The following is a 24,085-nucleotide window of genomic DNA, read 5'->3' as shown; positions in this document are numbered from 1 at the left end:
CGAATTGTAGCGAGCTGACATGCAGATCCTCTGGGTTCTGCTCGGAATCGTTGGGTGTCACCAAATCCAGCAATCGGAGAAGGTGCCTGCGATTCCGATCGATCAGGAGGCAACCTCTTGGTTAGGTGAATCCGCAGTCTGCATCGCGGCTGCCGCTGCCAAGTCATCGAAACTTGCTCGCAGTAGTTCGATGTAATGGTGGAGATCGGGCATGGTCGCGGTATCCGCGATGACGTTGAGGGTCAGTCCCCCACCTGCTGCGGCGACCATGAAATGCCGTAGCCCATCCCCGTCGATGGGTGCTTGCACTGCAAGCACAGCCGCGCCCGGGGCGCCGGCAAGCGTCAACCCTTCGACCGAGAGTGGAATGTTACTCACCATCGTGTGCTGGTAACGCGGTCGATCGAGGCTGTGATCGTTCTGCTTGCGCGCATACGCCATCAATCTCATCAAAGGCGCGGGCGTGGTCTCGACTGCGGCCCCGGCACGCCTGACCGCGGGATGGGACGTGCGCGCCTTCTCCGACCGTGCCGAACTCGAAATGAGCGCCAACCTCTCCAATGGGGACTCGACCTGGGTGTGCATATCCACCAGCAGAGCCACCAACTGATTCGCCGACTCCCACGCTTCGACCTTACGCACCGAGCGAGGAACCATCGCGATCAAGGAATCGCTTGGCCTTTCATCCTTTTCCGTGAGGTAGCGCGTCAGAGCGCCTCCGACAACGGCGAGTAGAACGTCGTTGACAGTGGCACCGGGCACCGAATCCTTGATCTCACGGACCTGCTCCCCGGACATTGTCATCGGTTCGAGTGAGGCAGCTCCACTCACCTTGCCGTTGAATCGAATTGCAGGCCTCTCGTTGAGGCTCTCCACCCATTCTCCTGCCTTCTTCGCAGCGTCAGCATCTCTCTGAGCGCGTCGGTTGCCTGGTACCTGCCTTGCGAAGCGATATATTCGGCCGGGAAACCCCAGTAGCGACTTGGTGAATATCCTCGCTCGCACAAACGGCACAGACGGTTCGGACCCAGCCTGCTGCACCTTGCCCGAAAAGATAGCCTCGCCCAACGTCCTGATGGCGATACCGTCAGCTGCACTGTGGTGAGACTTGAGCACCACCGCCGTCAGTCGGCCCGGCAATTCTTCAAGTCCCTCCAAACCTACGAAGAAGTGCAGTTCCCACGGCGGACGGCGCAGGTCCATCTTCGTGGTCAACAACGCGCTCAACGGCTTTTGCAGCGCTGCCCATCCTGTGTCGTTGATCTTGTTGACGTACACGTGCTTTCGGACGTCGAAGTCAGGGTCTGTCACCCAGTAGGGATGGTCCAGTCCCAACGGAGTCCGTTGGACTCGTTGAGTGAACATGCGATCACATCCGAGGCGTGCGGTAACCCAGTCCACTGCCTGTTCTGCCGTGAATTCCGCGCTTGGGTGCAACGATGTCTCGAAGAAGTACACAGCGATCAGATGGTTCAGGTGACCAGCGCCCTCGTGATAGATGAATTCAGCATCGCGTGGGTTCAGCTGCGCCATCCTTGCGCCTGACGTGTTGGACGCGCCCATTGAACTCCTTGTATCGCGGCTGGTTGCCCGCACATTCGCCTGAGTGCAAAGCTTGTGACTATGAGGCCAGTGATTGCAAAACCGATGGTCCCCGAAGCCAGAGGGCTACGGGGACCAAAGTTTCAAGCAAGTGCAGGTTGTGCAGGTTCGCCTGACTGCTCCGCTACGATGCTGTCCTCGACAACCGAACAATATGATGCAGTCGCTGGAGTGATCACGGCTTTTGTGGAGGATCCTTGATGATCTTGCTTCCAGTGGAAGTGAGACCAAGCATGTTCGATACCCACGTGATCATTCCGGTTAAATAAGTTTGCAGCATGACCGATTCCGTTCTTTCTATGGCGTGGGGGAAGACGACAGCGCGTTCAAATACTTCACAAACGTGCCCACGAGATCGACCGATCCGAAATCGACGATCTTGGACAGGTAGTCCAGGAAGAGATCGAACATCTTTTCTCCTTCTCCTTTTACAGGCCGGCTACGGAGCCGAGGACCGATTGGACGCTGCCCGCCGCAGCCTCACCGAGCGCACCGCCCATGTTGAGGCTTCCGGTGATCGACACGAAGATTCCGTCAACGACCTTGACCAAGTAGAACAGTGGATCCACGAGGGATCCGACGTCAACGCTTGCGAGCGCACCTATCAAACTAGCTGTGTCCACCGTATTTCACACTCCTTGAGATTGATTTCGTTCACTGGCTAAAGCAATTCACTTCTCAGTCGACGTTCGGGAACCAGCCGAAGTCAACCGAGGCGATAAACGGGGTAAACAAAGCCATCCCGAGAATGTTTTTGATCAACCCCCCGGCCTCGCCCTCGAGAACGTCCGCAATCGATCCCAGATCCATCATTCGCTCCTGTCATCAAAAACATTGGAAGAAGAACTTGCAGGTGCCGTCAACTGAGGTCGATTGCCGAAACCAACGATCCGGTGACCCCGTCGATTCCCGGCATGAGCGAACCGGACCAGACGTTACCCAGCAGGTCGGTGAACAATGCCGCCGTTGTCTGCAGGAACATGACGATCATATTGAATCCCACGCTTTCGATTGGCCGCGAATACTCACGGAACATTTACATTGGAATGCTTGATGCAGCCCACAAAGAACCGGTCCGAGCAGCAATTAAAGAATCCCAGTCGAACGATGAAGCCGAGATCCTCCGGGGCTGGTGCCCACTTTCCGCGGCTGTGACTGACATCAAGGTAGTGCAATAGGATCCGGTTTGGGTGCTTTTTGCCCAAGAATTTCAGATGGATCTGAAACCTGTTCCATATTCGCAGGTCTAGCGTCCAAGACGCCTGAAAATCGAGCAAAATGGAATAGCAACCGGAATTTACGTCGTCCGAAAGGCTTAGTACTTGAGGGTATTCAGGACAGAATTATCCACCAAAAGAACTAGACGTATCCGCACTTCACAGGTTAGCGGAGGCGAACAATCGGGACGGAAAATATCAAACATCCTTCAACATTCGGATAGATGAAGCTTCTCGTTCCCCACCTTCTCGATACACCTGTTACGCCATGAGGTTGTCCACACACACGCGGCCATCCACAAAGTGGCTTCTGAATCCGCGTCGTCAGGCTCTTGCCGCCACAGTGCATACGTGGAAGTTGTCACAAGAAACCAGTTGCTCGAGCAGGGCACTTCGCGCAGTTCGATCTCCCGATCCACGCGGTCAGGGCGACTCCATCGAATCCTGCCGTCGGTGTACTCCACCGAAGAACCTGGATACTTCGAGCGTTGCGTCGCGGTCACACTGTGGAAGCCTGAGGCCGTCCTCAGCCATACCAGCGCAGCCTGGCTGTGGGATCTCCTGCCGGAGGAACCACTCTTCGTCGAGGCCACCGTGGCTCCCAGCGTCCGAGCAGCCAGTCCGCAGTGGGTACGGCTTCACCGACGAACAGGAGTCTCGTCGGATGAGTGGATGGGTTTACCGATCGTGCCGATCGAGCAGTGCTTCATCGACGTCGCGACCACGTTGCCACGGCCCGCACTCGAGGCCTTCTTCGACGCGGCGGTATCGACCCGAGTGCCGTGGAAGTCGATAGCCCAACTGTGTGATGCGAGCCGCGGCAGGCACGGGATCCCCGCCGTACGCGAACAACTCCGCACCTGTTGCCCGCTCACTCGTTCGGAACCGGAGCGAGCAGTCGCCCGTGCACTGACTGCGCGCAACGTTCACCTGGAGATCAACGCTCGGGTCGGACCCTACTTCGGCGATCTGGTCGACACGCGAGCCCGGGTGATCGTGGAGATCGACGGGCGCGAATTCCATACCGACCCCGCAACTTTCAACAACGATCGACGGCGTCAGAACGCACTCGTTCTCGACGGATGGATGGTGTTGCGTTACTCCGCCGCCACCGCGATGGCCCATCTCGACGCTGTGGCGGACGAAATCATCACAGTGGTCCGAAGACGCCGACACAACCGGGCGTAAGCGCGGGCGTAAACGCACACAGCATCGAGCGCGCAACGGGAAACCGCGATCGCGTCGCAGTAGTGGACAAAAATGCCCGCAAATACCTCCGCACAAGCAAAAGCCCGGCCCACCAAACGGTGGGCCGGGCTCTAGGAGCTACGTGGAGATGGACTCAGAAGTCCATGCCGCCCATGCCGCCGGTCGGATCGCCTGCAGGCGCTCCGGCCTTCTCGGGCTTGTCAGCGACAACGGCTTCGGTCGTCAGGAACAAAGCCGCGATGGACGCTGCGTTCTGCAGTGCCGAGCGGGTGACCTTGACCGGGTCGTTGATGCCTGCAGCGAGCAGGTCGCCGTACTCGTTGGTCGCAGCGTTGAGGCCGTGACCTGCGGGCAGGTTGGAGACCTTGTCCGCAACAACGCCGGGCTCGAGGCCTGCGTTGAATGCGATCTGCTTGAGCGGAGCGGACAGTGCAACGCGAACGATGTTCGCGCCGGTTGCCTCGTCACCTTCGAGCTTGAGGTCGTCCAGTGCGGGAGCTGCCTGGAGAAGTGCAACGCCACCACCGGCGACGATGCCCTCTTCGACGGCTGCCTTTGCGTTACGCACTGCATCTTCGATGCGGTGCTTGCGCTCCTTGAGCTCGACCTCGGTAGCAGCGCCGGCCTTGATGACTGCAACGCCGCCGGCCAGCTTGGCCAGACGTTCCTGCAGCTTCTCACGGTCGTAATCCGAGTCGCTGTTCTCGATCTCGGCGCGGATCTGGCTGACACGACCGGCGATTGCGTCGGCGTCGCCGGCACCCTCGACGATGGTGGTCTCGTCCTTGGTGATGACGACCTTGCGTGCCTGGCCGAGGAGCTCGAGGCCTGCGGTCTCCAAGGAGAGTCCGACCTCTTCGCTGATGACCTCGCCACCGGTGAGGATGGCGATGTCGGCGAGCTGAGCCTTACGACGGTCACCGAAGCCGGGAGCCTTGACGGCAACAGACTTGAAGGTGCCACGGATCTTGTTGACCACGAGGGTGGAGAGAGCTTCGCCCTCGACGTCCTCGGCGATGATCAGGAGCGGCTTGCCGGACTGGATGACCTTCTCCAGCAGGGGCAGCAGGTCCTTGACCGTGGAGATCTTGGAGCTGACGAGCAGGATGTACGCGTCTTCGAGGACGGCTTCCTGACGCTCTGCATCGGTGGCGAAGTACGCCGAGATGTAGCCCTTGTCGAAGCGCATGCCCTCGGTGAGCTCGAGCTGCAGGCCGAAGGTGTTGGACTCCTCGACCGTGATGACGCCTTCCTTGCCGACCTTGTCCATAGCCTCGGCGATGAGCTCACCGATGGACGGGTCGCCGGCGGAAATACCGGCGGTAGCAGCGATCTGCTCCTTGGTGTCGATCTCCTTGGCGGTCTCGAGCAGGCGAGCTGTGACAGCCTCGACAGCCTTCTCGATGCCGCGCTTGAGGCCGAGCGGGTTCGCGCCGGCTGCGACGTTGCGCAGGCCTTCACGGACCAGAGCCTGTGCGAGAACGGTAGCGGTGGTGGTGCCGTCGCCAGCGACGTCGTCAGTCTTCTTGGCGACCTCCTTGACGAGCTCGGCGCCGATCTTCTCGTACGGGTCGTCGAGTTCGATCTCCTTGGCGATGGAAACACCATCGTTGGTGATCGTGGGGGCGCCCCACTTCTTTTCGAGAACGACGTTGCGACCCTTGGGGCCCAACGTCACCTTGACAGCGTCGGCGAGGGCGTTGAGGCCTCGCTCGAGGCCACGACGTGCCTCTTCGTCGAACGCGATGATCTTTGCCATTGCGAAGTGATCCTCCGGATAGGGGGTGACACACAAGGTGACCGCTCGTCGGGTCACCTCATCGGCACAAGGCGACCGTTTGACCAGTCACCTCATTACACGGGCGACCGATTTGCCTGGTCACCCATCTACGCCTGTGGTCTAGTCAGTGCCCGCGACGGACGACCGGGGGTGTCTATGGTTCCCGGTCTCACTGCCTCGACCTGGCACTCACGGTTCGCGAGTGCCAACTGCATTTTTAGCACTCGAGCGTGCCGAGTGCAAGGTTGAGCCTCAGCCCGCGATGCAGAACTGTCCGTTACTCAAATTGACCGCAAACGAGAGCACTCCGACGCAGTCGACGCCGTTGGCATCGGCCGTAGCGCCCGCTCCGTAACCAGCGATGGCGAAGGTGACGTTGCCGTCAGCCGCCCCGGCCCGCGCGATACCGCCGCCGAGCGCAAATGCCTGCGCCTGACCGTTACCGCGAGAAGCCCCCAGCGCGGTTCCGAAGCCGTTTGCATATGAATTGGAGTAGCCGTTGTCGGCGGCGACGCTCACAGCGGTACCGCTCTCGGCAGCACCGGCCTGCGAACGGCCGGCTCCGACGGACTGCGCGCCGCAGCTCGCGGTCTCGGAGACCTGGATGTCATTGGCCGACGGCGGCGAGACACACGTGACGGGGGCTGCCGAAGCAGCTCCCGCACCGGTCAGCGCCAGCCCGGCGGCGAGCCCCATACCTACAGTCATCACAGCCCCTGTTCTCGCCAGGCGGCCCCCCAACCGACTACTGGAAATTCCGCTGACTCGAGAGGATGAGCGACGGAACCAGACTGACGAGATCAAGGGCATAGAAAACTCCTTCGTGGAACAAGTTCATTGGATTCGGGCGCGAGAGTACCCGCTCGAGTGAAGTCCGTCACCCCCGCCTGGTCAAGCCTCGAGGACGACCCCGAGAAGGGCCGGAAGATCCGCGACCGAATCGATGACATGATCAGGCTTCTGAACCGACAGATCGAGCACTGTTTGCCGAAACTTGCCTGTGCGCACCAGAACTCCGGTCAAGCCGACTCGTTGTGAGGAGAGGACGTCCCCGATCAGGTCGTCGCCGACCATCACCGTCGCCTCAGGTTCGACATGCATCAGCTCCGTGGCTGTCAGGAACCCCGTGAGAGACGGTTTACCCACTGCGGCGATATTTACACCTGCCACTTCCTCGAAGCCCGGCAAGTACGTTCCGGTGTCGATCCGAAGGCCGTCTACGGTCTCCCACATCATCCCGCGGTGCATCGCGACGACGGGCACACCGGCGAGCAGAAGTTCGAGCACTCGGCTCAGCGCCTCGTGAGTGAACTCCGGGCCGGCACCGCCGAGAATCACGACCTCAGGATCGGCGTCGTCGAATTCGATTCCCTCGAGATCGGCAGACACGTCACCGTGATTGAGGACCCACGCCCGCGCGTCCGGATACGTCGCCCGCACGTACTCCCCTGTGAGCCTGGCGGCAGTAACTATCTGGCTCGCCTCGACCTCGATACCGGCGTCGCACAACCCCTGCGCGATGAGCGACGAACTGCGCGAAGTGGTGTTGGTCAGAAACCCACAGGCCAATCCCCGCCGCCGAACTTCGCGTACGGCTTCCCCTGCTCCCTCGATCGGCTGCCAGGACGTGAGCAGGACTCCGTCGATATCGAACAGAACACCTTCGATGTCGGCCATTGCACCAGCCTATATTCGCCATCGAGGTCCTGCCGAGGCGTCGGAACCCGAAATCCGTCGATCGCTCAGTAGGCTCCCACCCATGGACCTGCGCGACGACGACCTATTCTCCGTTGCCGGTTCTCTGGCCGAATTGCTCGGCGCTCCCGTCACGATCGAGGACGAGAACTCGACTGTCCTCGCGTACTCCGGCGGCGAGCAGGCCGTGGACGAAGCCCGCATCGGCACGATCCTCGGCCGGCAGGTACCCAGCCGATTCCGCCAATTACTCTCCGATGCAGGAGTATTCGATCGTCTCCACCGAGAGAGCGACCCAATCTACGTTGATCTCGAAGACCCTGCGATCACGCCGCGCCTGGTCATCGCAGTTCGCGAGAACGATCACCCCGTCGGCTCGATCTGGGTCGCACTCGCCGGAACACCGACGCCCACACAGGAATCGATACTTCGATCCGCGGTATCTGTCGTGGCCGAGAGAATCGCCTCGGAGCGTGACCGGGTCGACAGCACACGCCGTCGCCAATCCCAGCGCGTCCAAGCTCTGATCGGCGGTGGCGAACCCGCATTCCGCGCCGCAGACGACTTGCGGTTGGCAGGCCCGCTCACCGTCGTCGCCGTCGGAACCGTTGCGGGACCACTGCCGGCGGGGTTGGTCGCGTCCTTGAGCTTGTACCTCGACACTCTGGCCGTCGACGCCGTTGCCGCTCAACTGTCCGAGACCATCTACCTTGTCATCGCGACCGACGAGACCAACGCTCGCCGATTGTCCGCCGACTTCCTCACCCGCGCCCGTGGCCGCGAATTCCTGGCAGTGGCCGTCGGTCGGACAGTGAAGTCTGCAAGCGAATCACATCTTTCGCGCTCGGACACCGACCATGTTCTCGGAGCGCTTCGTCATGGCCGGTCCGGCGGAACCGTCGCGGGAATGAGGGACACGTTGGCCTCCGTTCTCGCCCTGCACGTCGCCGACATCATCGACGGACTCGGCGACTCCACACCACTCGGAAGCCTCGAACGTCACGACTCTCAGCACGGCAGCGATCTGGTCGCGACGGCAAAGGCCTTTCTCGAGCACGGCGGTGACGTGGCGAATTCTTCTGCCGCACTGCATGTTCACCCCAACACGCTCCGCAACCGCCTGCGTCGAGGCAAGGAAATGTGCGGCGTCGACCTGACCGACGCCGACACCCGCTTGATTCTGATGCTGCAGTTCAAACTCGCTCGCTGAGCAGGCGCGGCGGTGCGTTGTGCGAATCCACAACGAGGTAGCTCCGACGATGGCCGAACGGCCAGTCCTTTTGCCGCCCCCGCGATTCATGCTTGAGAGAAGAGCCGGATGTGACCGGCGTCTCGGTTCGAGCAGAGTCTGTAGAAGGAGTGCGTCATGGGAACTCGTCAGAGCCCCGATCGTGTGGTCGTGGTCGGTGCGGGCGTTGTCGGATTGTCGACGGCCTGGTTCTTGCAGGAACGTGGAGTCGAGGTCACCGTCGTCGATCGCGACGGGGTCGCAGCCGACGCGAGCTGGGGCAACGCCGGTTGGCTTGCCCCCGCATTGACGCTTCCGCTGCCCGAACCCGCAGTGCTCCAATACGGCTTGCGCGCGATGCTCAGCCCGTCGTCCCCGGTGTACGTGCCACTGACCACCGATCTGAAGCTGATTCGGTTCCTGGTCGGGTTCGCGCGCCACTGCACGCCGTCGAAGTGGCAGGAAGCGATGTCGGTCTACACCGAGGTCAACCGAACAGCCTTGGGCGCGTATGACGAACTCGCCGACGGTGGCGTCAAAGAGCTGACCCGCCTGGCCGATCCTTTCCTCGCCGCGTTTGCATCCGAGAAGGACCGACAGACTTTGGTGGACGAGTTCCATCACGTCGAGGCCGCGGGCGGCGAGGTCGACTTCGACCTCCTCGACTACGACGCGATTCATTCGCTCGAGCCTTCACTCGGCCAGGGTGTGAAAGCCGGTTTGCGTCTGCGTAATCAGCGTTTCATCGATCCCCCGTTGTTCGTGAACTCGTTGGCGGACGCGGTTCGTGAACGCGGTGGAGAAATCGTCAGCGGTTTCGAGGTCACGCAGATCGACGATCGGGTCGGCGGAGTCAGTGTTCGCAGTGCACAGGGTGATTCACGCGACGGTGACTCCGTAGTCATCTCGAGTGGTGCCCGCTTGAACAAGCTCGCCGCACCGTTCGGTGTGCGCAAACTGGTGCAGGCCGGACGCGGATACAGCTTCAGTGTCAAGCCTGAGCACCTCCCCAAGAACCCTGTGTATTTCCCCACCCAGCGCGTTGCGTGCACGCCGTTGCACGATCGCTTCCGCGTGGCCGGAATGATGGAATTCCGCAGCCCCGACGCGCCGCTGGATCCGCGCCGGGTGCAGGCGATCATCGATGCAGCCAAGCCGATGCTCAGCGGCATCGACTGGACTGCACGGGAAGAGGAGTGGGTGGGCTCACGGCCGTGCACTACCGACGGTTTGCCGTTGATCGGCGCCACGCGCTCGCCGCGCGTGCACGTCGCCGGTGGTCACGGAATGTGGGGAATCGCCCTGGGTCCGTTGACCGGAAAGATGGTGGCCGACTCGATGACCGGCGCTCAGACGCCGACCGTCATGCGCCGCTTCGATCCGCTGCGCTGACAGCCGGTTTCACCCACTTGTAGTACGCGCCCGTCAGCAGAACCAGCCATCCGGCACCGACGAGCAAGGCAACTCGGGTATCGACGATGACGCCGAGCAACACGATGACAAAAGCCAGGAACACGATCGCGAAGATCTGACCGTACGGCCACAGCGGCACTGGAAACTTCAGTGCCGCTGTTTCGTCTGCACTCATCTGAGCGCGGGAACGGAACTGCGAGAGCAGGATCATGATCCAGACGAAAATGGTGGCGAAGGTCGCCAGCGAGGCGATGACGAGGAACACCTGGTCCGGGATCAGGTAGTTGAGCAGTACTCCCACCAACAGGGCAACGGTCATGATGACAACGGTCATCCACGGAACACCGTTGGCGGAGACTCTCTTCATCACCTGCGGGGCCTGGCCGGCATGCGACATTCCGAACATCATGCGACCCGCACCGAAAACGTCGCTGTTGATGGCCGACAGGGCTGCGGTGATGACGACGATGTTGAGGATCGAAGCGGCCGTTCCCAATCCGAGATTCTCGAAGATCTGGACGAACGGGCTGTTGTCGGAGTTGATGGTCTGCCACGGAATGATCGCCATGATGACAGCCAGGGTGCAGATGTAGAAGAGAATGATGCGCACCGGGACCGTGTTGACGGCTTTCCTGATGGTCTGCGCCGGATCCTCGGCTTCGCCCGCGGTGATACCGATGATCTCGGTGCCGCCGAACGCGAACATCACGATCGCAAAGCACGCGACGAATCCGCCGAAGCCCGTCGCGAAGAACCCGCCGTCCGACCAGAGGTGGCTGATTCCGGCATCGGTGTCGTGAACGCCGAATCCGAACACGATGATCGCGATGCCCCCGGCGATCATCGCGATGATGGCGGTGATCTTCACGAGCGTGAACCAGAATTCCAGTTCGCCGAAGACCTTGACGCTCAACAGGTTTATCGCGCCGATGAAGAAGACGACAGCCAGAACCCAGATCCATCTCGGTACGTCCGGGAACCAGAACTGCATGTAAAGGCCGAAGGCGGTGACGTCGGCGAGGCACACGATCACCATCTCGAACGTGTACGTCCACCCGGTCATGAAACCGGCGAGTGGTCCGAGGTGCTTGTTCGCGTACTCGCTGAACGAACCGGAAACCGGGTTACGGACCGCCATCTCGCCGAGCGCTCGCAACACCAGGTAGACCGCGATACCGCCGATCAGGTAGGCCAGGAGCACCGACGGGCCGGCTCGTTTGATGGCCTCGGCGCTGCCGTAGAACAGTCCGGTTCCGATGGCTGATCCGAGGGCGATGAAGCGGATATGGCGCGCTGTCAGCCCTCGCTTGAGGCCATCCTGCGTCGCTGCGTCGCTGTTCACTTCTCGGTACTCCAGTCGGATGGATCGTCATACGTGCGCGAACCATTGTCCGCTACCACCGCGCGTGTTCCCGCACGACCCTGTTGGACGGCCGTACAGTGACCTGACACACATGGTCCATTGACGGATCGCTTACGATCGACAAAAGTGTTTGTAACTTTACGTAGCATCAACTCGACTGGAGAGACTGTGTCCAACACCCTCGAAGCAAGCATCGACATCGACGCATCACCGCAGGACGTGTGGGCAATCGTCGCCGACCTGCAGCGCATGGGCGAATGGAGCCCCCAGTGCAAGGTGATGAAGGTAATCGGCGGGACCGTCCGTGAGGGTGCCAAGACGATCAACGTCAACCGCAAGGGCCTGCTGGTCTGGCCGACGTCGTCGAAGGTCGTTCGCTTCGAGCCCAACAAGTCGGTGGCGTTCCGCATCGCGGAGAACCGCACGATCTGGTCCTACGAACTCGAGCCGACCGCTACCGGCACCAAAGTGACCGAGCGTCGCGAGGCTCCCACCGGAACGTCGAAGGTCTCGCAGTTCCTCGTCAAGACCGTCCTGGGCGGAAACGCCGACTTCGAGGTCGAGCTCGTTGAAGGCATGAATGCCACCTTGAAGCGTGTGAAGAGCGAGGCCGAGGCGGCTGCACGCACCTCTGCTTGACCCTCGACCTGGTCGAGGCATCAGGATCCGTTCCATGGATCCCGTGATGACACAGATAGCGCAGGCACAAGAATTGGCGAGCTCCGGCGATCGAGCCGGGGCTCGCTCTGCGTTCGAGAAGGTGTGGGAAGAGATCAGCGCCGCCCCCGATGCGCTCCACATCGTCTCCCTCGCGCACTACATGGCCGACGTTCAAGACGATCCGGCTCAAGAGCTCTGCTGGGACCTGCGCGCCCTCGACGCTGCAGATTCGTTGACCGACGCGCGAGCCCAGGAACACCACGCATCGCTGCAGGTCGCCGGTTTCTATCCATCGCTGCACCTCAACCTGGCTGCCGACTACCGCAAACTCGGACGCGACGCCGAGGCCGTCGAGCATCTGACGAAGGCCGAGGCGTCGGTCGGCACACTCGCCGACGACGGTTACGGCCGGATGATCAGGGGCGCTATCGAGCGACTGCGGGCAGAATTGATCCGTGACCACTAGTTCCGCCCTCTTGACGATCGGCGAGATGTCCAGGGCGTCGGCGCTCCCGATCAGCGCGCTGCGGTTCTACGACAAGGAAGGCGTGCTCGTCCCGCATTCCGTCGATCCGCACACCGGTTACCGCTGGTACACCGACGACCAACTCCGCGACGCACGCGTGATCGCCGGTATGCGGCGCGTCGGTGTTCCGATCCGCGACATGATGGCCGTCCTGACCGGACCGGAACCCCATTCGTGCCTCGACGCCCATCTGCGCAACCTCGAGGACGGTCTCGCCGACGCCCGGGCCGAACTGGGACGAATCCACCGCCTGATCGACGCGCTACCTATCTCCGGCGGCGTGGACATCGACTCGTGGGATCTACGACGCGCACTCGACGCCGTGCTGTTCGCCGTGAACGAGGAATCGGAGTTCCCGATACTTCGCGGCGTCCACCTCGACATTCACGACGGCGTCGCTGCGTTTGTCACCACTGATCAGTTCCGGCTCGCGGTCGCCGAGGTGACAGTTCACTCCGCTCTGACGGTGTCCGCTGTCGTTCCCGTCACCTTCGCGCGATTGTTGCGCGACGTCGCCGGCGTCGTGACGCTGACTTTCTCCGCGCGCACGGTGACTGCGTCGTATCCGGGAGGTGAGGTGTCCAGCCCCCTGATCGAGGACGGAGAGTTCCCCGATCACCGAATCCTGCGCGAGCACCACAACGCCGTCGAACTGAGCGGCGACCACCTTGCCGCCCTGCTCAACGGCACCGAGGACAGTGCCGTCGTCAGCGTCGGCGAAGACGGTGGTGCCCGGGTGGATCCGGGCGGAACGGATCCCCGTGAGAAGTTCCGAGTACTGGTCGACCGGCAGCGACTGCGCGACGCCGCCGCAGCCCAACCGGGGCGGCAACTGGTGATCCGAGTAAGCGGTGCGACGCTCCCGCTGGCGATACGCACCGGCGACTGTGTCGGGTACTACTCGTACTTGATGCCACTACAGCCTGTAGGAGAGAAGGCGTTCACGTAATCTATGGATGCTCTACCACCCCGTACTGTCAGTGCGACCAGCAGAAGACCTACCGAGTAGTTAGAGGAGCCTGTGGCACGCCGACCCACACCCCCCGGAACCCCGCAACCCACCGGGATCGGACATATCGTCGATCTGGTTCGCCATGCGATTCCGCCACTTCATCCCGCCGGCCTGCCGTTCGTGCTGGCCCCGCTGGGAGTTGCAGCTCTGGGCCGCAACCGTAAGTGGGTGCGCCGAGCCGGTCTGACCACCGCCGCCGCATGCGCCACGTTCTTCCGTCACCCGCACCGGGTGCCGCCCAACCGCATCGGCGTCGTCGTCGCACCCGCCGACGGCGAGGTGGCGTTGGTCGACAACGCCGTTCCGCCCGCCGAGCTCAATCTCGGAAGCGAGCCGCGCCCGCGCGTCAGCATCTTCCTGTCGGTTCTCGACGTGCATGTCCAGCGCAGCCCTGTCGGTGGAACGGTCAAAGAGGTCGTTCACCAGGCAGGCAAGTTCCTCTCTGCAGATCTCGCCGACGCCAGCGAGGTCAACGAGCGCAACAGCATGCTGATCGAAACCGCCGATGGTCACGACGTTGCGGTTGTCCAGATCGCGGGACTGCTTGCACGCCGCATCGTCTGCTACGCCGGTGTCGGTGACGTCCTGCCGATCGGCGACACGTACGGACTGATCCGTTTCGGCTCACGCGTCGACACCTATTTCCCCGCCGGAACCACACTCCTGGTCGAGCCGGGACAACGCACGATCGGTGCTGAAACAGTTATCGCGCAACTGCCGTGAAGACGCCGAAGATGAAGTCAGCCGTGAAGAAGCCGGGAGCAGCCCAACCCGGCGCGAAGATGCCCAAACGCACCCAGGCGGTGCGGTTGCTGCCGTCCGTCATCACCATCCTGGCGCTGTGCGCCGGGCTGTCCGCCGTCAAATTCGCTCTCGACGGACAACCCGGTACCTCGCTCGCGATGATCGGCGCAGCTGCCGTCCTCGATTCACTCGACGGCCGCATCGCGCGACTGCTCGACGCCACCAGCAAGATCGGCGCCGAACTCGACTCACTGGCCGACTCCATCTCCTTCGGCGTCGCCCCGGCCCTGGTCCTGTACGTGACCTTGCTGGACGGCACCAGCATCGGCTGGATCATCGCGTTGATCTACGCGGTCAGCATCGTGTTGCGACTCGCACGTTTCAACACCCTGCTCGACGACGACGACGTCCCCGCGTATGCACGTGAGTACTTCGTCGGCGTTCCGGCTCCGGCCGGCGCACTCATCGCCCTCACTCCCCTGGCCGCGACGGCTCAGTGGGGTGACGGCTGGTGGTCTTCGCACTTCGTCGTCATCGTGTGGACGCTCTTCTCGGCTGCACTGATCGTCAGCCGCATCCCGACGCTGGCGATGAAGTCGGTATCCGTGCCGCCGCACATGGCGGCCGGCCTGCTCGTCCTGGTGACGTTGGCTGCAGCCGCACTCATCACCTACCCGTACATCCTGCTGATCGTTCTCATCGCGATCTACCTGGTGCACATCCCGTTTGCCGTGCACTCGAAGCGGTGGGTGGCAGCACGTCCCGAAACCTGGGACATCAAGCCTTCCGAACGCCGCGCGATCCGACGCCAACCCAACGTCGGTGGCCGCCGCTCGGCCGCTCGTCTCGGATTGCGGCGACCCCGCTAGTCCACGACGTACTCTCGAGAGGTGACTTCGCCGGAACTCGCCCTCACCGTTCGACTCAACACCTCTGCCGCCGACCTACGCCGCGGGGTCGTGCGCTTGCACCCCGAAGCGTTGGCGGCGTTGGGCATCCGCGAATGGGATGCCATCGCACTCATGGGAGCCCGCGGCACCGCGACCGTCGCGGGCCGTGCACCCACCGGAACCCCGGCAGGCACGATCCTTCTCGACGACGTCACCATGTCGAACGTCGGCCTGACCGAGAACTCTTCCGTCGTGGTCGGTCCGGTGACGGTGTACGGAGCGCGATCCGTCTCCGTCACCGGCTCGTCCATGGCGACAAATTCGATCAGCTCGACGGTTCTGCGACAAGCTCTTCTGGGCAAGGTCGTCAGCGTCGGCGACACGGTCTCGCTCCTCCCCCGCGATCTCGGTCCGGGTACGAGCACTTCCGAAGCCACCCAAGCGCTTTCCCGTACCTTCGGCGTCGCGTGGACATCCGAACTGCTCACCGTCACGGTCGTCGAACCTGCCGGTGGTCCGGTCAGCGTCCAGCCGAATTCGGCAGTCAACTGGGGTTCCGGCTCGGCGGGCACACTGACACCGAGTGCGCTTGTTTCCAGTCCGGCCGCCGTCGCGATCGAGCCTGCACCGTCGGTTCCGCTGGATCACCTCGTCGGCGCGCAAGCGCAGGCAGCCAAGCTGACCGAGTGGCTCGGCCTGGCACTCGACGAACCAGAACTGCTCCGTACGCTCGGCGCCTCCCCGCACCTCGGCGTCCTCATCACGGGCCCCGCCGGCGTAGGCAAAGCCACGTTGGCCCGCTCGGTCCTGTCCTCGCGCAAACTGGTCGAACTCGACGGCCCGGGAGTCGGTGCCACCGAGGCGAATACCCGCCTGCAGCGAATCGTCGACGCCGTTGCTGCCGTGCGCGGCGGTGGTGTACTGCTGATCAGTGACATCGACGCTCTGCTTCCGGCCACCGCGGAACCGGTGTCCGCACTGATCCTCGAACAACTGCGCAGCGCCGTCGCAACCCCGGGCGTGGCATTCGTCGCGACCTCCGCCCATCCGGAGACCGTCGACGCGCGCCTTCGCGGCCAGGATCTCTGCGATCGAGAACTCGCACTTACCCTGCCGGACGGCGCAACTCGAAAGGCATTGCTCGAACTCCTGCTCCGCCGCGTGCCCACCGGAACCCTCGAACTCGACGCCATCGCCTCGCGCGCACCGGGATTCGTGGTCGCCGACCTCGCGGCGCTCTGCCGTGAAGCTGCCTTGCGAGCGGCGACGCGGGCGTCCAAATCCGGTGATTCTCCGGAGATCACGCAGGAAGATCTTGTCGGTGCCCTCGAAGTGATTCGGCCACTGTCTCGTTCGAGTACCGAAGAACTGTCGATCGGCAGCGTCACCCTCGACGACGTCGGCGACATGGTCGAAACCAAACAGGCCCTCACCGAAGCGGTGCTGTGGCCGCTACAGCACCCCGACTCCTTCGCACGCCTCGGTGTCGACCCACCCCGCGGCGTGCTCCTCTACGGCCCTCCCGGCTGCGGTAAGACGTATCTCGTTCGTGCCCTTGCCAGCTCAGGTCACCTCAGCGTCCACGCCGTCAAAGGTGCGGAGCTGATGGACAAGTGGGTCGGCGCCTCCGAAAAGGCCGTACGCGAGTTGTTCCAGCGCGCACGCGATTCGGCGCCCTCGTTGATCTTCCTCGACGAAATCGACGCCCTTGCCCCGCGTCGTGGTCAAAGTTCCGACTCCGGGGTGTCGGATCGCGTCGTAGCCGCGTTGCTGACCGAACTCGACGGCGTCGAACCGCTACGCGACGTCGTGGTGTTGGGCGCCACCAATCGACCGGATCTGATCGACCCGGCTCTCTTGCGCCCCGGCAGACTCGAACGTCTCGTATTCGTACCGCCGCCGGATGCGGAGGCCCGCAAAGCGATTCTGCGTGCTTCCGGCAAGTCGGTACCGCTCGCCGAAGATGTCGATTTGGACATTCTGGCCGTCGATCTCGAGGGATACTCGGCAGCAGACTGCTCGGCTCTCCTGCGTGAGGCTGCACTCGCCGCCATGCGTCGGAGCATGGACGCGGCCGACGTGACGGCCGCGGACGTGGCAACCGCCCGTGAGAAGGTACGTCCCTCACTCGATCCCGAGCAGGTGGCACACCTACAGGCGTACGCGGACAACCGATAAGGACTGACCATGGCTGCTGATCTGGTTCTGTACGGCGACATCGTGACCATGCACGAGGAATCACCACGCGCCCAGGCGCTCGCCGTGACGGGCGGCCGGATCACAGCCGTCGGCGCGCGCACGGACGTCGAGAAACTGGTGGGGCCGGATACCCGCGTCGTCGACGTCGGAGGTGCCGCTGTTCTGCCGGGGTTCATCGAACCGCACGGTCACCCCCTGGAAGAAGCCATCGTTCTCGGGCCTGACGTCGTCGACATCCGGCCTGTCACGATCGCCGAGGCGGATGCCGTAGTTGCTGCCGTCGTCGACACTGTTCGTTCGCGAGGTGCTGCCGGCGCTTCTCTGAACGGTTGGGACCCGTTGCTGCAGAAGGGCCTACCCGATCCGACCATCGACTGGCTGGACTCCATAGCGCCGGAGTACCCCCTCGTGATCATGCACAACTCGGGACACGTCGCGTATTTCAACACGGCGGCAGCAGTGCAGGCCGGCATCACCCGCGATACCCCCGATCCGATCGGCGGATCGTACGGCCACGACGCGACGGGCGCACTCGACGGAGCCGCGTACGAAATGCCTGCGGTGTTCGCAGTCGCGGGCCACGCAGTCACCATCGGTGACGACTTCCCCGCACTGGTGGCGGCCGAATGCGCCCGGCTGAACGCCGCGGGAATCACCACCATCGCCGAATTGTCGTTCGACCCCAAGATGCGGCCCGCCCTGGCAGCGATAGCCGACGCCGGACTCCTCACCACCCGCCTGCGGCTCTACGAGATGTCCAACGACGCGCGCACTACCGAGGCGTCACCGGGCGACGGAAACGACCTGGTGCGCCAGATCGGCATCAAGGTCTGGTCCGACGGTTCGCCGTGGGTCGGCAACATCGCCACCAGTTTCCCGTATCTCGATACCGAAGCCACCCGTGCGCTCGGGATCGCCTGCACGCACGGGCATGCCAACTACACCGGCGAACAGATCCACGACATCAGTTCCGCTTACTTCGCCAAGGGGTGGCAGATGGCGTGCCACGCCCACGGCGACGACGCGATCACCATGGTTCTCGACGCGTGGGAGCAGCTTCTGAAGGAGCACCCCCGGCCCGATCACCGGTTGCGCCTCGAACATGTCGGCGCGATGCGTCCGGATCAGTTCGCCCGCGCAGCGGAACTGGGCGTCACGGTCAGCATCTTCATCGACCACTTGCACTACTGGGGTGACGTTCTGGTGGATGACCTGTTCGGCCCCGAATACGGATCCGTCTGGGCCGCAGCAGGATCTGCACTCGCGGCCGGGCAACGGTTCACCTTCCACAACGACGGTCCCGTCACCCCCGCCAATCCGCTACGGAATATGCAGGACGCCGTCACCAGACTTTCGCCCAGCGGCCGCGTCGTGGCACCCCAGGAACGGATCCCCGTGGACGCCGCCGTGCGCGCCCATACGGCCAACGCCGCGTGGCAGCTGTTCAGCGAAGATCACATCGGGTCCATCTTTCCCGGTGCCTACGCGGATCTTGTTGTGCTGTCGGCAAATCCCCTCGACGTCGAGCCGGCCGAGCTGGCCGACATCACGGTGCTCGCCACCGTCCTGGAGGGCCGGACGGTGTACGGGGACCTGAGCGCGATCGGCTGATCGGTCGCCGAACGCCGTGGACAAAGGCCGATAACCTTCTCTGCTCGAGTTCCAAGGATTGTTGTGAAACCGGAGACGGCGCAGGTGGTCTCAGGGTTCAGTGCGGATGTCGTCAACGACCTGAGCGATCGCATGTTTCGCCCAGGCCGTGATCTGCTCGTTCGTGTCGCGGTAGTACGGCAAGGCAACCAATGCAATCGACAGAGCCCATGCGCGGCCACGCGTCCAAGTGCCCTCGTCCACGTCAACATGAAGCCGGAATGTATGCCGAGTGCTCGGCGTCAGCAGAGTCCATGCAATGAGGTAGTCGAGATTGCCTGCCGCAAATCGAATGAAGATCCGAAAAGTCCCAAAAATCGGAATTGTCGAAAATTATTGCATAGGAACAGTTTTCGAGATACAAGTCTTGTGTTCGAAAGTCTGTTCGATTAAACTTTGGGCATGGACAGTCGGGATGCGTGGCAGCTGGATGGCGAGGACCTCAAGAGTGAGGTTCTGGCTCTGGTGCGCGTCCGGCACGAGCTGCAGTCGCGGATGGTGTTGCTGATCGTGGAGATGTTTTCCCGGGAGGTTCTCGGCGGGAAGGGTTTTCGGGCGATCGCGCAGTGGTTGCATGGTTCGACGAATCTGGAGATCGGTGAGTGCAGTCTGCTGGTCGGGTTGGCGCGGTTGTTGATGCTCGAACCCGTGGTGGGCGATGCGTTTCATCGCGGTGACGTGGATGCGTTGAAAGCCCGTCAGGTGGCGTCGTTTTGTCAGCATCCGCCGAAGAACATGACCCTGGCGGATGTGGACAAGGCCCGCGGGATCCTGCTTGGCCTGGCGTCGAAGAACATCGCTGATTGTGATGCGGTGCGGGCGGCGATCCGGCGGATCGAGAAGCAGTACGGCAAACGCGAGGACGGGGTTCCGGTGGGTGAGGATTCCGAACGTAACGAGTTCTACGCGTCGAAAGGCCTGTACGGCAGAGTAACTGTGAAGGGCGACCTAGATGCTGTGAACGGGGCCCGGTTGATCACGTTATTGTCGAGCCTGTCGGCTCCGACACCGGAGAAGGACGGCGTCAAAGACACCCGCACCCCGGCGCTGCGGCGGGCGGATGGGTTTTGCGAATTACTGCGGCGGTACGAGCGGGCGGGGTTGGGTCCGATCGAAGGCGGAGTGAAACCGCACATCACCGTGACCGCGTCGGCAAAAGATATGACGGACCTTAAAGTTCTGAAAGACCTCCTGCCGTCCACTGAGGAGTTGGGGTTCGCGTGGACGGATTGGGTAGGTCCGATCAGTATCGATACCGCGCGGATGTTGGCGTGCGACTGCACCGTGACGCGGATTTTGTTGGATGAGAATGGTGTTCCGCTCGAGTGCGGTAAGGAAGCGAGAACAGCGACGGTGCCGCAGCGGCGGGCGTTGGCGGTTCGGGATGGCGGGTGTGCGTTTCCAGGGTGCGGGACGCCGTCGGGGTGGTGCGATGCTCACCATATTGTTCACTGGAACGATGGCGGCCCAACGGATCTCGACAATCTGATCTTGTTGTGCGGTCATCATCATCGGACGATGCACCACACGGAGTGGCGGGTGGAGATCGGGCCGGATCGGAAAACAGTGTTCTATCCACCGATGTCGATCGATCCGTATCAGCAGCCGATCGGCGGGAACAGCCCACCAACAGCAGCCTGAAGTGAAACAACTCGAGACGCGAGCACCGGGGCACGATCATGCCCCGGTGCTCATGCTGCGTTCCGTCATCTTCGCGGAGACGTACGGCCTACCAGCGGTTCCGAACCTCCTCGGCAAATCCGAGGAGATCTCGAACCACCACGGAGGTACCGTCGTCGAGGATCACTGTGCCGGAGAACTTTCCGAACACCTGATGCTGAATCGAACGCAGCACCCCGACGTCGAAAGTCGCGGCACGGTCGATGATCGGCTCGAAAGTCATCTCGAAGCGACCATCGTTGCTCGAGAAGTTCCACGGAGCGCCGTCGTACGTTCCCTGCGGGATGCCGAAGTCGATCCTGTCCAGTTTGTGTGCCCGCCCTCCGACAAACACGATGTTCTCGCTGGCCGCCGTAGTATCGCCGAAGCCGTAACCGATGTTGAATCCGAACCGCTCGCCGTTCACCAGTCCGGATGCAGAACCCCAGTACCAGGTGTTGTCGTAAGTCCAGACTCCCCTGCCCCAATCGAGAACGCCGAACGAGTCCTCCGAGCGAAATGTGAAGTCGTCGCTCCCGATTCGCACGGTCCCGGCAGCGGGCAGGCAGTTGATCTTCTGGTTGTAGTAAAACGAACGGGACGCCTTCGGAAACGGTGTGGCGATCACCATCCGGTCATCGGCAGGACTCGCCAGGAACAAATCGGCATGAAGACCTCGTCCACCGTCGAAAGCCGGGTAGTCGACGATCAGGTGGCGCCCACCGTCCACATGGCGAAACTCGAAGCGAGCTTTACCTTTCGACACCACCACATCACCGTCGTCCGCGCTTTCGGGCAGGCCGAGCCTTCCCATCGGGAACGGCAGCATCACGTTTTCGGTAATCTCGTGTGGTGTTCGGAAATCGAGCCAGGAGACTCCGAGCAAGCCCATGTACCCATTGTCGGCGACGGTCAACGCGATGCCGTAATCCGCAGTAAGAACGCAGTAGTAGTCCCACTCCTTGATCCGGAACTTCGGAGCGGCGATCGCAGAGCGTCGATACTTGCGAATCTCCGATGGGGCCCAACCCGTCTCGACCAAATGTCCGCCATCGTCGAGAAGCGGGCCGGGCGACATCAGTGTCTGCATTCTTACTTCCAGCGTCCCAAGATCTCGTTCGCACGGTTGGCCAATGCCATCTGGAAGAACGGACCGAAGCTCACACGTGCCACTCCGAGCGGACCGAAACTTGCCGGGTCGTCCTGGTCCGGGATTCCGATCGCATTGATCGGAAGTGGGAGCTCGGACGTCAGGCGGCGCTGGGTCGCGTCGTCATGGCGCCCGACGGGGTAGAGAACGTCGGCGCCGGCGTCGGCCGCCAGCTTGAGGCGTGCGATGGCGCGATCGACGCGATCGGACTCGTCACCGACCTGCTTCACGAACAGGTCGGTGCGCGCGTTGACGACAACGTGAACTCCGGCTGCGTCGGCGGCCTGACGAAGCCCACCCACGAAGTCGGCGTGCTCCTGCGCCTCGCGCAAGCGTCCGCCTTCACTGTGAACGGTGTCCTCGATGTTGAGTCCGACAGCGCCGGCATCGATCAACCCGTCGATGAGAACTGCCGGCTCGAGCCCGTAACCACCCTCGATGTCCACCGAGATCGGGGCGTCGACCGCACCGGTGATCTGCTTGATCCGGTGCAGAAGTTCGTCGAAGGTGATGCCCTCGTTGTCCGGCTTGCCGATGGAATCGGAAACCGGATGACTGCCTACCGTCAGGGCTGCAAAACCGGCAGCCACCGCAAGATTCGCCGACCACGCGTCCCACACCGTCGGGAGAATGACCGGATTACCTGGCTGGTGCAACGCCAGTAGAGCAGTTGCCTTGTCGTTGATCGAAGTCATGCGGTGGCTCCTCGAGATCGTGGGGTGTACCTCTCACCTACCGACTCTAGTGAGCGACCGGGCAGCCTGTGCTCTTGTAATCGACCTGGAACTCCTTGATGCCGTTGATCCAACCCGAGCGCAGACGGCGCGGATCACCGATCTTGGTGATGTCCGGGACGTTGTCGGCGATCGCGTTGAACATCAAGTCGATCTCCATACGAGCGAGGTTGGCACCGATGCAGAAGTGCGCGCCCGTTCCGCCGAAGCCCAAGTGCGGATTGGGGTTACGAGTGATGTCGAACGTCATCGGGTTCTCGAACACGTCCTCGTCGAAGTTCGCGGAGCTGTACAGCATCACCACGCGCTGCCCCTTCTTGATCGACACTCCTGCCAATTCCGTGTCCTCGAGCGCGGTGCGCTGGAAGGCGGTGACGGGTGTCGCCCAACGGACGATCTCGTCGGCCGTCGTCTTGGGACGTTCCTTCTTGTACAGCTCCCACTGCTCGGGGTTGTCCAGGAACGCGATCATTCCGTGCGTGATGGCGTTGCGGGTGGTCTCGTTCCCTGCGACCGCCAGGATGAGCACGAAGAACCCGAACTCCTCCGGGCTCAAGGAGTCGCCGTCGATGTCGGCCTGGACCAGAGTGGTGACGATGTCGTCTGCCGGGCAGGTACGACGTGCGTCTGCCATTTGGTACGCGTATCCGAGGACCTCGGTGGACGCGACTGCCGGATCACCCTGGTATTCCGGGTCGTCGTAGCCCATCATCTCGTTGGACCACTTGAACAGCTTGTCCCGATCGTCCTGCGGTACACCGATCAGATCCGCGATCGCCTGGAGCGGCAGCTCGCTGGCAACCTGCTTCACGAAGTCGCCCGGGCCTTCGCTCACAGCGGTGTCGACGATGCTCCGTGCACGACGATCCAATTCGTCGCGCATGCCGTTGATCGCGCGAGGCGTGAACAGCTTCGAAATCAGCTTGCGGAGCTTGGTGTGCTCCGGTGCATCCTTGTTGAGCAGAAGATGCCGGAGCATCTCGACGGCCTCACGTGGCATGTCGTCGGCGAAACGCGCGATCGCGGTGTTCTCCCAGCTCGAGAACACATCGCTGCGCTGGCTGACCTCTTTGACGTCAGCGTGACGCGAGACCACCCAGTAGCCCTCGTCCTGGAATCCACCGACCGTCGGCGGCTGCTCACACCACCACACGGGTGCGTTGCGACGCAGTTCGGCGAATTCCTCGAAAGGGATCCGCTCCCCGAGGACAGCAGGATCGGTGACGTCGAATCCGGCCGGCAGGTCAGGCGTGCGTGTTGTGTCCGAGATGGTCATGGCGTCCTCTGATCGGTCGAATGTGCGCTACACCACAGAGTAGCTTTCACTAACGGACTGTCAAGTGAAAGACGGAGA

At 62.4% G+C, this 24,085-nt stretch carries 23 protein-coding genes; 11 read left to right on the top strand and 12 right to left on the bottom strand.

What is annotated here, in order from left to right:
• Positions 1 to 102 precede the first annotated feature (102 nt).
• The 4 genes from ACBG85_RS07645 to ACBG85_RS07630 all read right to left on the bottom strand — a co-directional run bounded on the left by ACBG85_RS07645 (position 103) and on the right by ACBG85_RS07630 (position 2,584).
• Positions 103 to 1,563 (bottom strand): wax ester/triacylglycerol synthase domain-containing protein, encoded by a 1,461-nt coding sequence (locus ACBG85_RS07645; protein WP_058038503.1) that lies wholly within the window; start codon positions 1,561 to 1,563, stop codon positions 103 to 105.
• Between the two features lie 467 nt (positions 1,564 to 2,030).
• Positions 2,031 to 2,225, bottom strand: coding sequence for a hypothetical protein (locus tag ACBG85_RS07640; protein WP_031331808.1), 195 nt, complete (start codon positions 2,223 to 2,225; stop codon positions 2,031 to 2,033).
• A gap of 55 nt (positions 2,226 to 2,280) precedes the next feature.
• Positions 2,281 to 2,415, bottom strand: a complete 135-nt coding sequence (locus ACBG85_RS07635; protein ID WP_257232983.1) for a hypothetical protein — start codon at positions 2,413 to 2,415, stop codon at positions 2,281 to 2,283.
• A 46-nt stretch (positions 2,416 to 2,461) separates the two neighbouring features.
• Positions 2,462 to 2,584, bottom strand: coding sequence for a hypothetical protein (locus tag ACBG85_RS07630; protein WP_257217655.1), 123 nt, complete (start codon positions 2,582 to 2,584; stop codon positions 2,462 to 2,464).
• 586 nt (positions 2,585 to 3,170) lie between these two features.
• On the opposite strand from ACBG85_RS07630, the gene ACBG85_RS07625 reads away from it, so the two are divergent.
• Positions 3,171 to 4,007, top strand: coding sequence for a DUF559 domain-containing protein (locus ACBG85_RS07625; RefSeq protein WP_054781533.1), 837 nt, complete (start codon positions 3,171 to 3,173; stop codon positions 4,005 to 4,007).
• 154 nt (positions 4,008 to 4,161) lie between these two features.
• Here ACBG85_RS07625 and groL read toward each other — a convergent pair whose 3' ends face one another.
• From groL to ACBG85_RS07610, 3 genes are all read right to left on the bottom strand, one after another.
• Complete coding sequence (groL, locus tag ACBG85_RS07620) at positions 4,162 to 5,787, bottom strand: chaperonin GroEL (RefSeq protein ID WP_003941476.1); 1,626 nt, start codon at positions 5,785 to 5,787, stop codon at positions 4,162 to 4,164.
• A 273-nt stretch (positions 5,788 to 6,060) separates the two neighbouring features.
• Positions 6,061 to 6,618 (bottom strand): DUF6764 family protein, encoded by a 558-nt coding sequence (locus tag ACBG85_RS07615; RefSeq protein WP_019744475.1) that lies wholly within the window; start codon positions 6,616 to 6,618, stop codon positions 6,061 to 6,063.
• An 81-nt stretch (positions 6,619 to 6,699) separates the two neighbouring features.
• Entirely contained in the window at positions 6,700 to 7,485 is a 786-nt protein-coding gene (locus ACBG85_RS07610) for an HAD-IIA family hydrolase (protein ID WP_020906711.1), read from the bottom strand.
• 82 nt (positions 7,486 to 7,567) lie between these two features.
• Between ACBG85_RS07610 and ACBG85_RS07605 the strand changes: the two genes are divergently transcribed.
• Positions 7,568 to 8,713 (top strand): CdaR family transcriptional regulator, encoded by a 1,146-nt coding sequence (locus ACBG85_RS07605; protein WP_003941492.1) that lies wholly within the window; start codon positions 7,568 to 7,570, stop codon positions 8,711 to 8,713.
• A 156-nt stretch (positions 8,714 to 8,869) separates the two neighbouring features.
• Complete coding sequence (locus ACBG85_RS07600) at positions 8,870 to 10,123, top strand: FAD-binding oxidoreductase (RefSeq protein WP_042450433.1); 1,254 nt, start codon at positions 8,870 to 8,872, stop codon at positions 10,121 to 10,123.
• Here the strand turns inward: ACBG85_RS07600 and ACBG85_RS07595 are convergent.
• Positions 10,095 to 11,486, bottom strand: a complete 1,392-nt coding sequence (locus tag ACBG85_RS07595; RefSeq protein WP_165639224.1) for an amino acid permease — start codon at positions 11,484 to 11,486, stop codon at positions 10,095 to 10,097. The two genes, ACBG85_RS07600 and ACBG85_RS07595, sit on opposite strands and share 29 nt — an antisense overlap.
• Before the next feature lie 189 nt (positions 11,487 to 11,675).
• On the opposite strand from ACBG85_RS07595, the gene ACBG85_RS07590 reads away from it, so the two are divergent.
• The 7 genes from ACBG85_RS07590 to ACBG85_RS07560 all read left to right on the top strand — a co-directional run bounded on the left by ACBG85_RS07590 (position 11,676) and on the right by ACBG85_RS07560 (position 19,149).
• Positions 11,676 to 12,146 carry an SRPBCC family protein gene (locus tag ACBG85_RS07590; protein WP_003941500.1) on the top strand — a complete coding sequence of 157 codons (471 nt, stop codon included), beginning with the start codon at positions 11,676 to 11,678 and terminating at the stop codon, positions 12,144 to 12,146.
• 34 nt (positions 12,147 to 12,180) lie between these two features.
• Positions 12,181 to 12,633: a hypothetical protein gene (locus tag ACBG85_RS07585; protein ID WP_007733713.1), complete on the top strand. Its 453-nt coding sequence runs from the start codon at positions 12,181 to 12,183 to the stop codon at positions 12,631 to 12,633.
• Positions 12,623 to 13,642, top strand: a complete 1,020-nt coding sequence (locus ACBG85_RS07580; RefSeq protein ID WP_042450437.1) for a MerR family DNA-binding transcriptional regulator — start codon at positions 12,623 to 12,625, stop codon at positions 13,640 to 13,642. The genes ACBG85_RS07585 and ACBG85_RS07580 overlap by 11 nt, the downstream gene beginning before the upstream one ends.
• A 72-nt stretch (positions 13,643 to 13,714) precedes the next feature.
• Positions 13,715 to 14,428, top strand: coding sequence for a phosphatidylserine decarboxylase (locus tag ACBG85_RS07575; protein WP_003941540.1), 714 nt, complete (start codon positions 13,715 to 13,717; stop codon positions 14,426 to 14,428).
• 59 nt (positions 14,429 to 14,487) lie between these two features.
• Positions 14,488 to 15,318: a phosphatidylcholine/phosphatidylserine synthase gene (locus ACBG85_RS07570; RefSeq protein WP_029254795.1), complete on the top strand. Its 831-nt coding sequence runs from the start codon at positions 14,488 to 14,490 to the stop codon at positions 15,316 to 15,318.
• 21 nt (positions 15,319 to 15,339) lie between these two features.
• Complete coding sequence (locus ACBG85_RS07565; RefSeq protein WP_372026780.1) at positions 15,340 to 17,517, top strand: AAA family ATPase; 2,178 nt, start codon at positions 15,340 to 15,342, stop codon at positions 17,515 to 17,517.
• 9 nt (positions 17,518 to 17,526) lie between these two features.
• Entirely contained in the window at positions 17,527 to 19,149 is a 1,623-nt protein-coding gene (locus ACBG85_RS07560; RefSeq protein WP_372026774.1) for an amidohydrolase, read from the top strand.
• Between the two features lie 90 nt (positions 19,150 to 19,239).
• On the opposite strand, the gene ACBG85_RS07555 is transcribed toward ACBG85_RS07560, so the two are convergent.
• Positions 19,240 to 19,392 (bottom strand): hypothetical protein, encoded by a 153-nt coding sequence (locus tag ACBG85_RS07555; protein WP_047268844.1) that lies wholly within the window; start codon positions 19,390 to 19,392, stop codon positions 19,240 to 19,242.
• A gap of 198 nt (positions 19,393 to 19,590) precedes the next feature.
• Between ACBG85_RS07555 and ACBG85_RS07550 the strand changes: the two genes are divergently transcribed.
• Positions 19,591 to 20,829, top strand: coding sequence for a DUF222 domain-containing protein (locus ACBG85_RS07550; protein ID WP_372026770.1), 1,239 nt, complete (start codon positions 19,591 to 19,593; stop codon positions 20,827 to 20,829).
• Between the two features lie 88 nt (positions 20,830 to 20,917).
• Here ACBG85_RS07550 and ACBG85_RS07545 read toward each other — a convergent pair whose 3' ends face one another.
• The 3 genes from ACBG85_RS07545 to ACBG85_RS07535 are packed head-to-tail and all read right to left on the bottom strand — an operon-like array spanning position 20,918 to position 24,007.
• The gene (locus ACBG85_RS07545) at positions 20,918 to 21,937 is read right to left on the bottom strand and encodes a DUF2804 domain-containing protein (RefSeq protein ID WP_073512162.1); all 1,020 of its coding nucleotides are present in this window, start codon (positions 21,935 to 21,937) and stop codon (positions 20,918 to 20,920) included.
• A gap of 2 nt (positions 21,938 to 21,939) precedes the next feature.
• Positions 21,940 to 22,692, bottom strand: a complete 753-nt coding sequence (locus ACBG85_RS07540) for an isocitrate lyase/phosphoenolpyruvate mutase family protein (RefSeq protein ID WP_007730096.1) — start codon at positions 22,690 to 22,692, stop codon at positions 21,940 to 21,942.
• Positions 22,693 to 22,738: 46 nt separating this feature from the next.
• Complete coding sequence (locus tag ACBG85_RS07535) at positions 22,739 to 24,007, bottom strand: cytochrome P450 (protein ID WP_003945041.1); 1,269 nt, start codon at positions 24,005 to 24,007, stop codon at positions 22,739 to 22,741.
• Positions 24,008 to 24,085 lie beyond the last annotated feature (78 nt).

Origin of the sequence: Rhodococcus sp. NyZ502, assembly GCF_041464245.1 — a bacterium.
Lineage (GTDB): Bacteria > Actinomycetota > Actinomycetes > Mycobacteriales > Mycobacteriaceae > Rhodococcus_F > Rhodococcus_F qingshengii.
This window is presented reverse-complemented; position numbering and strand designations above follow the sequence as displayed.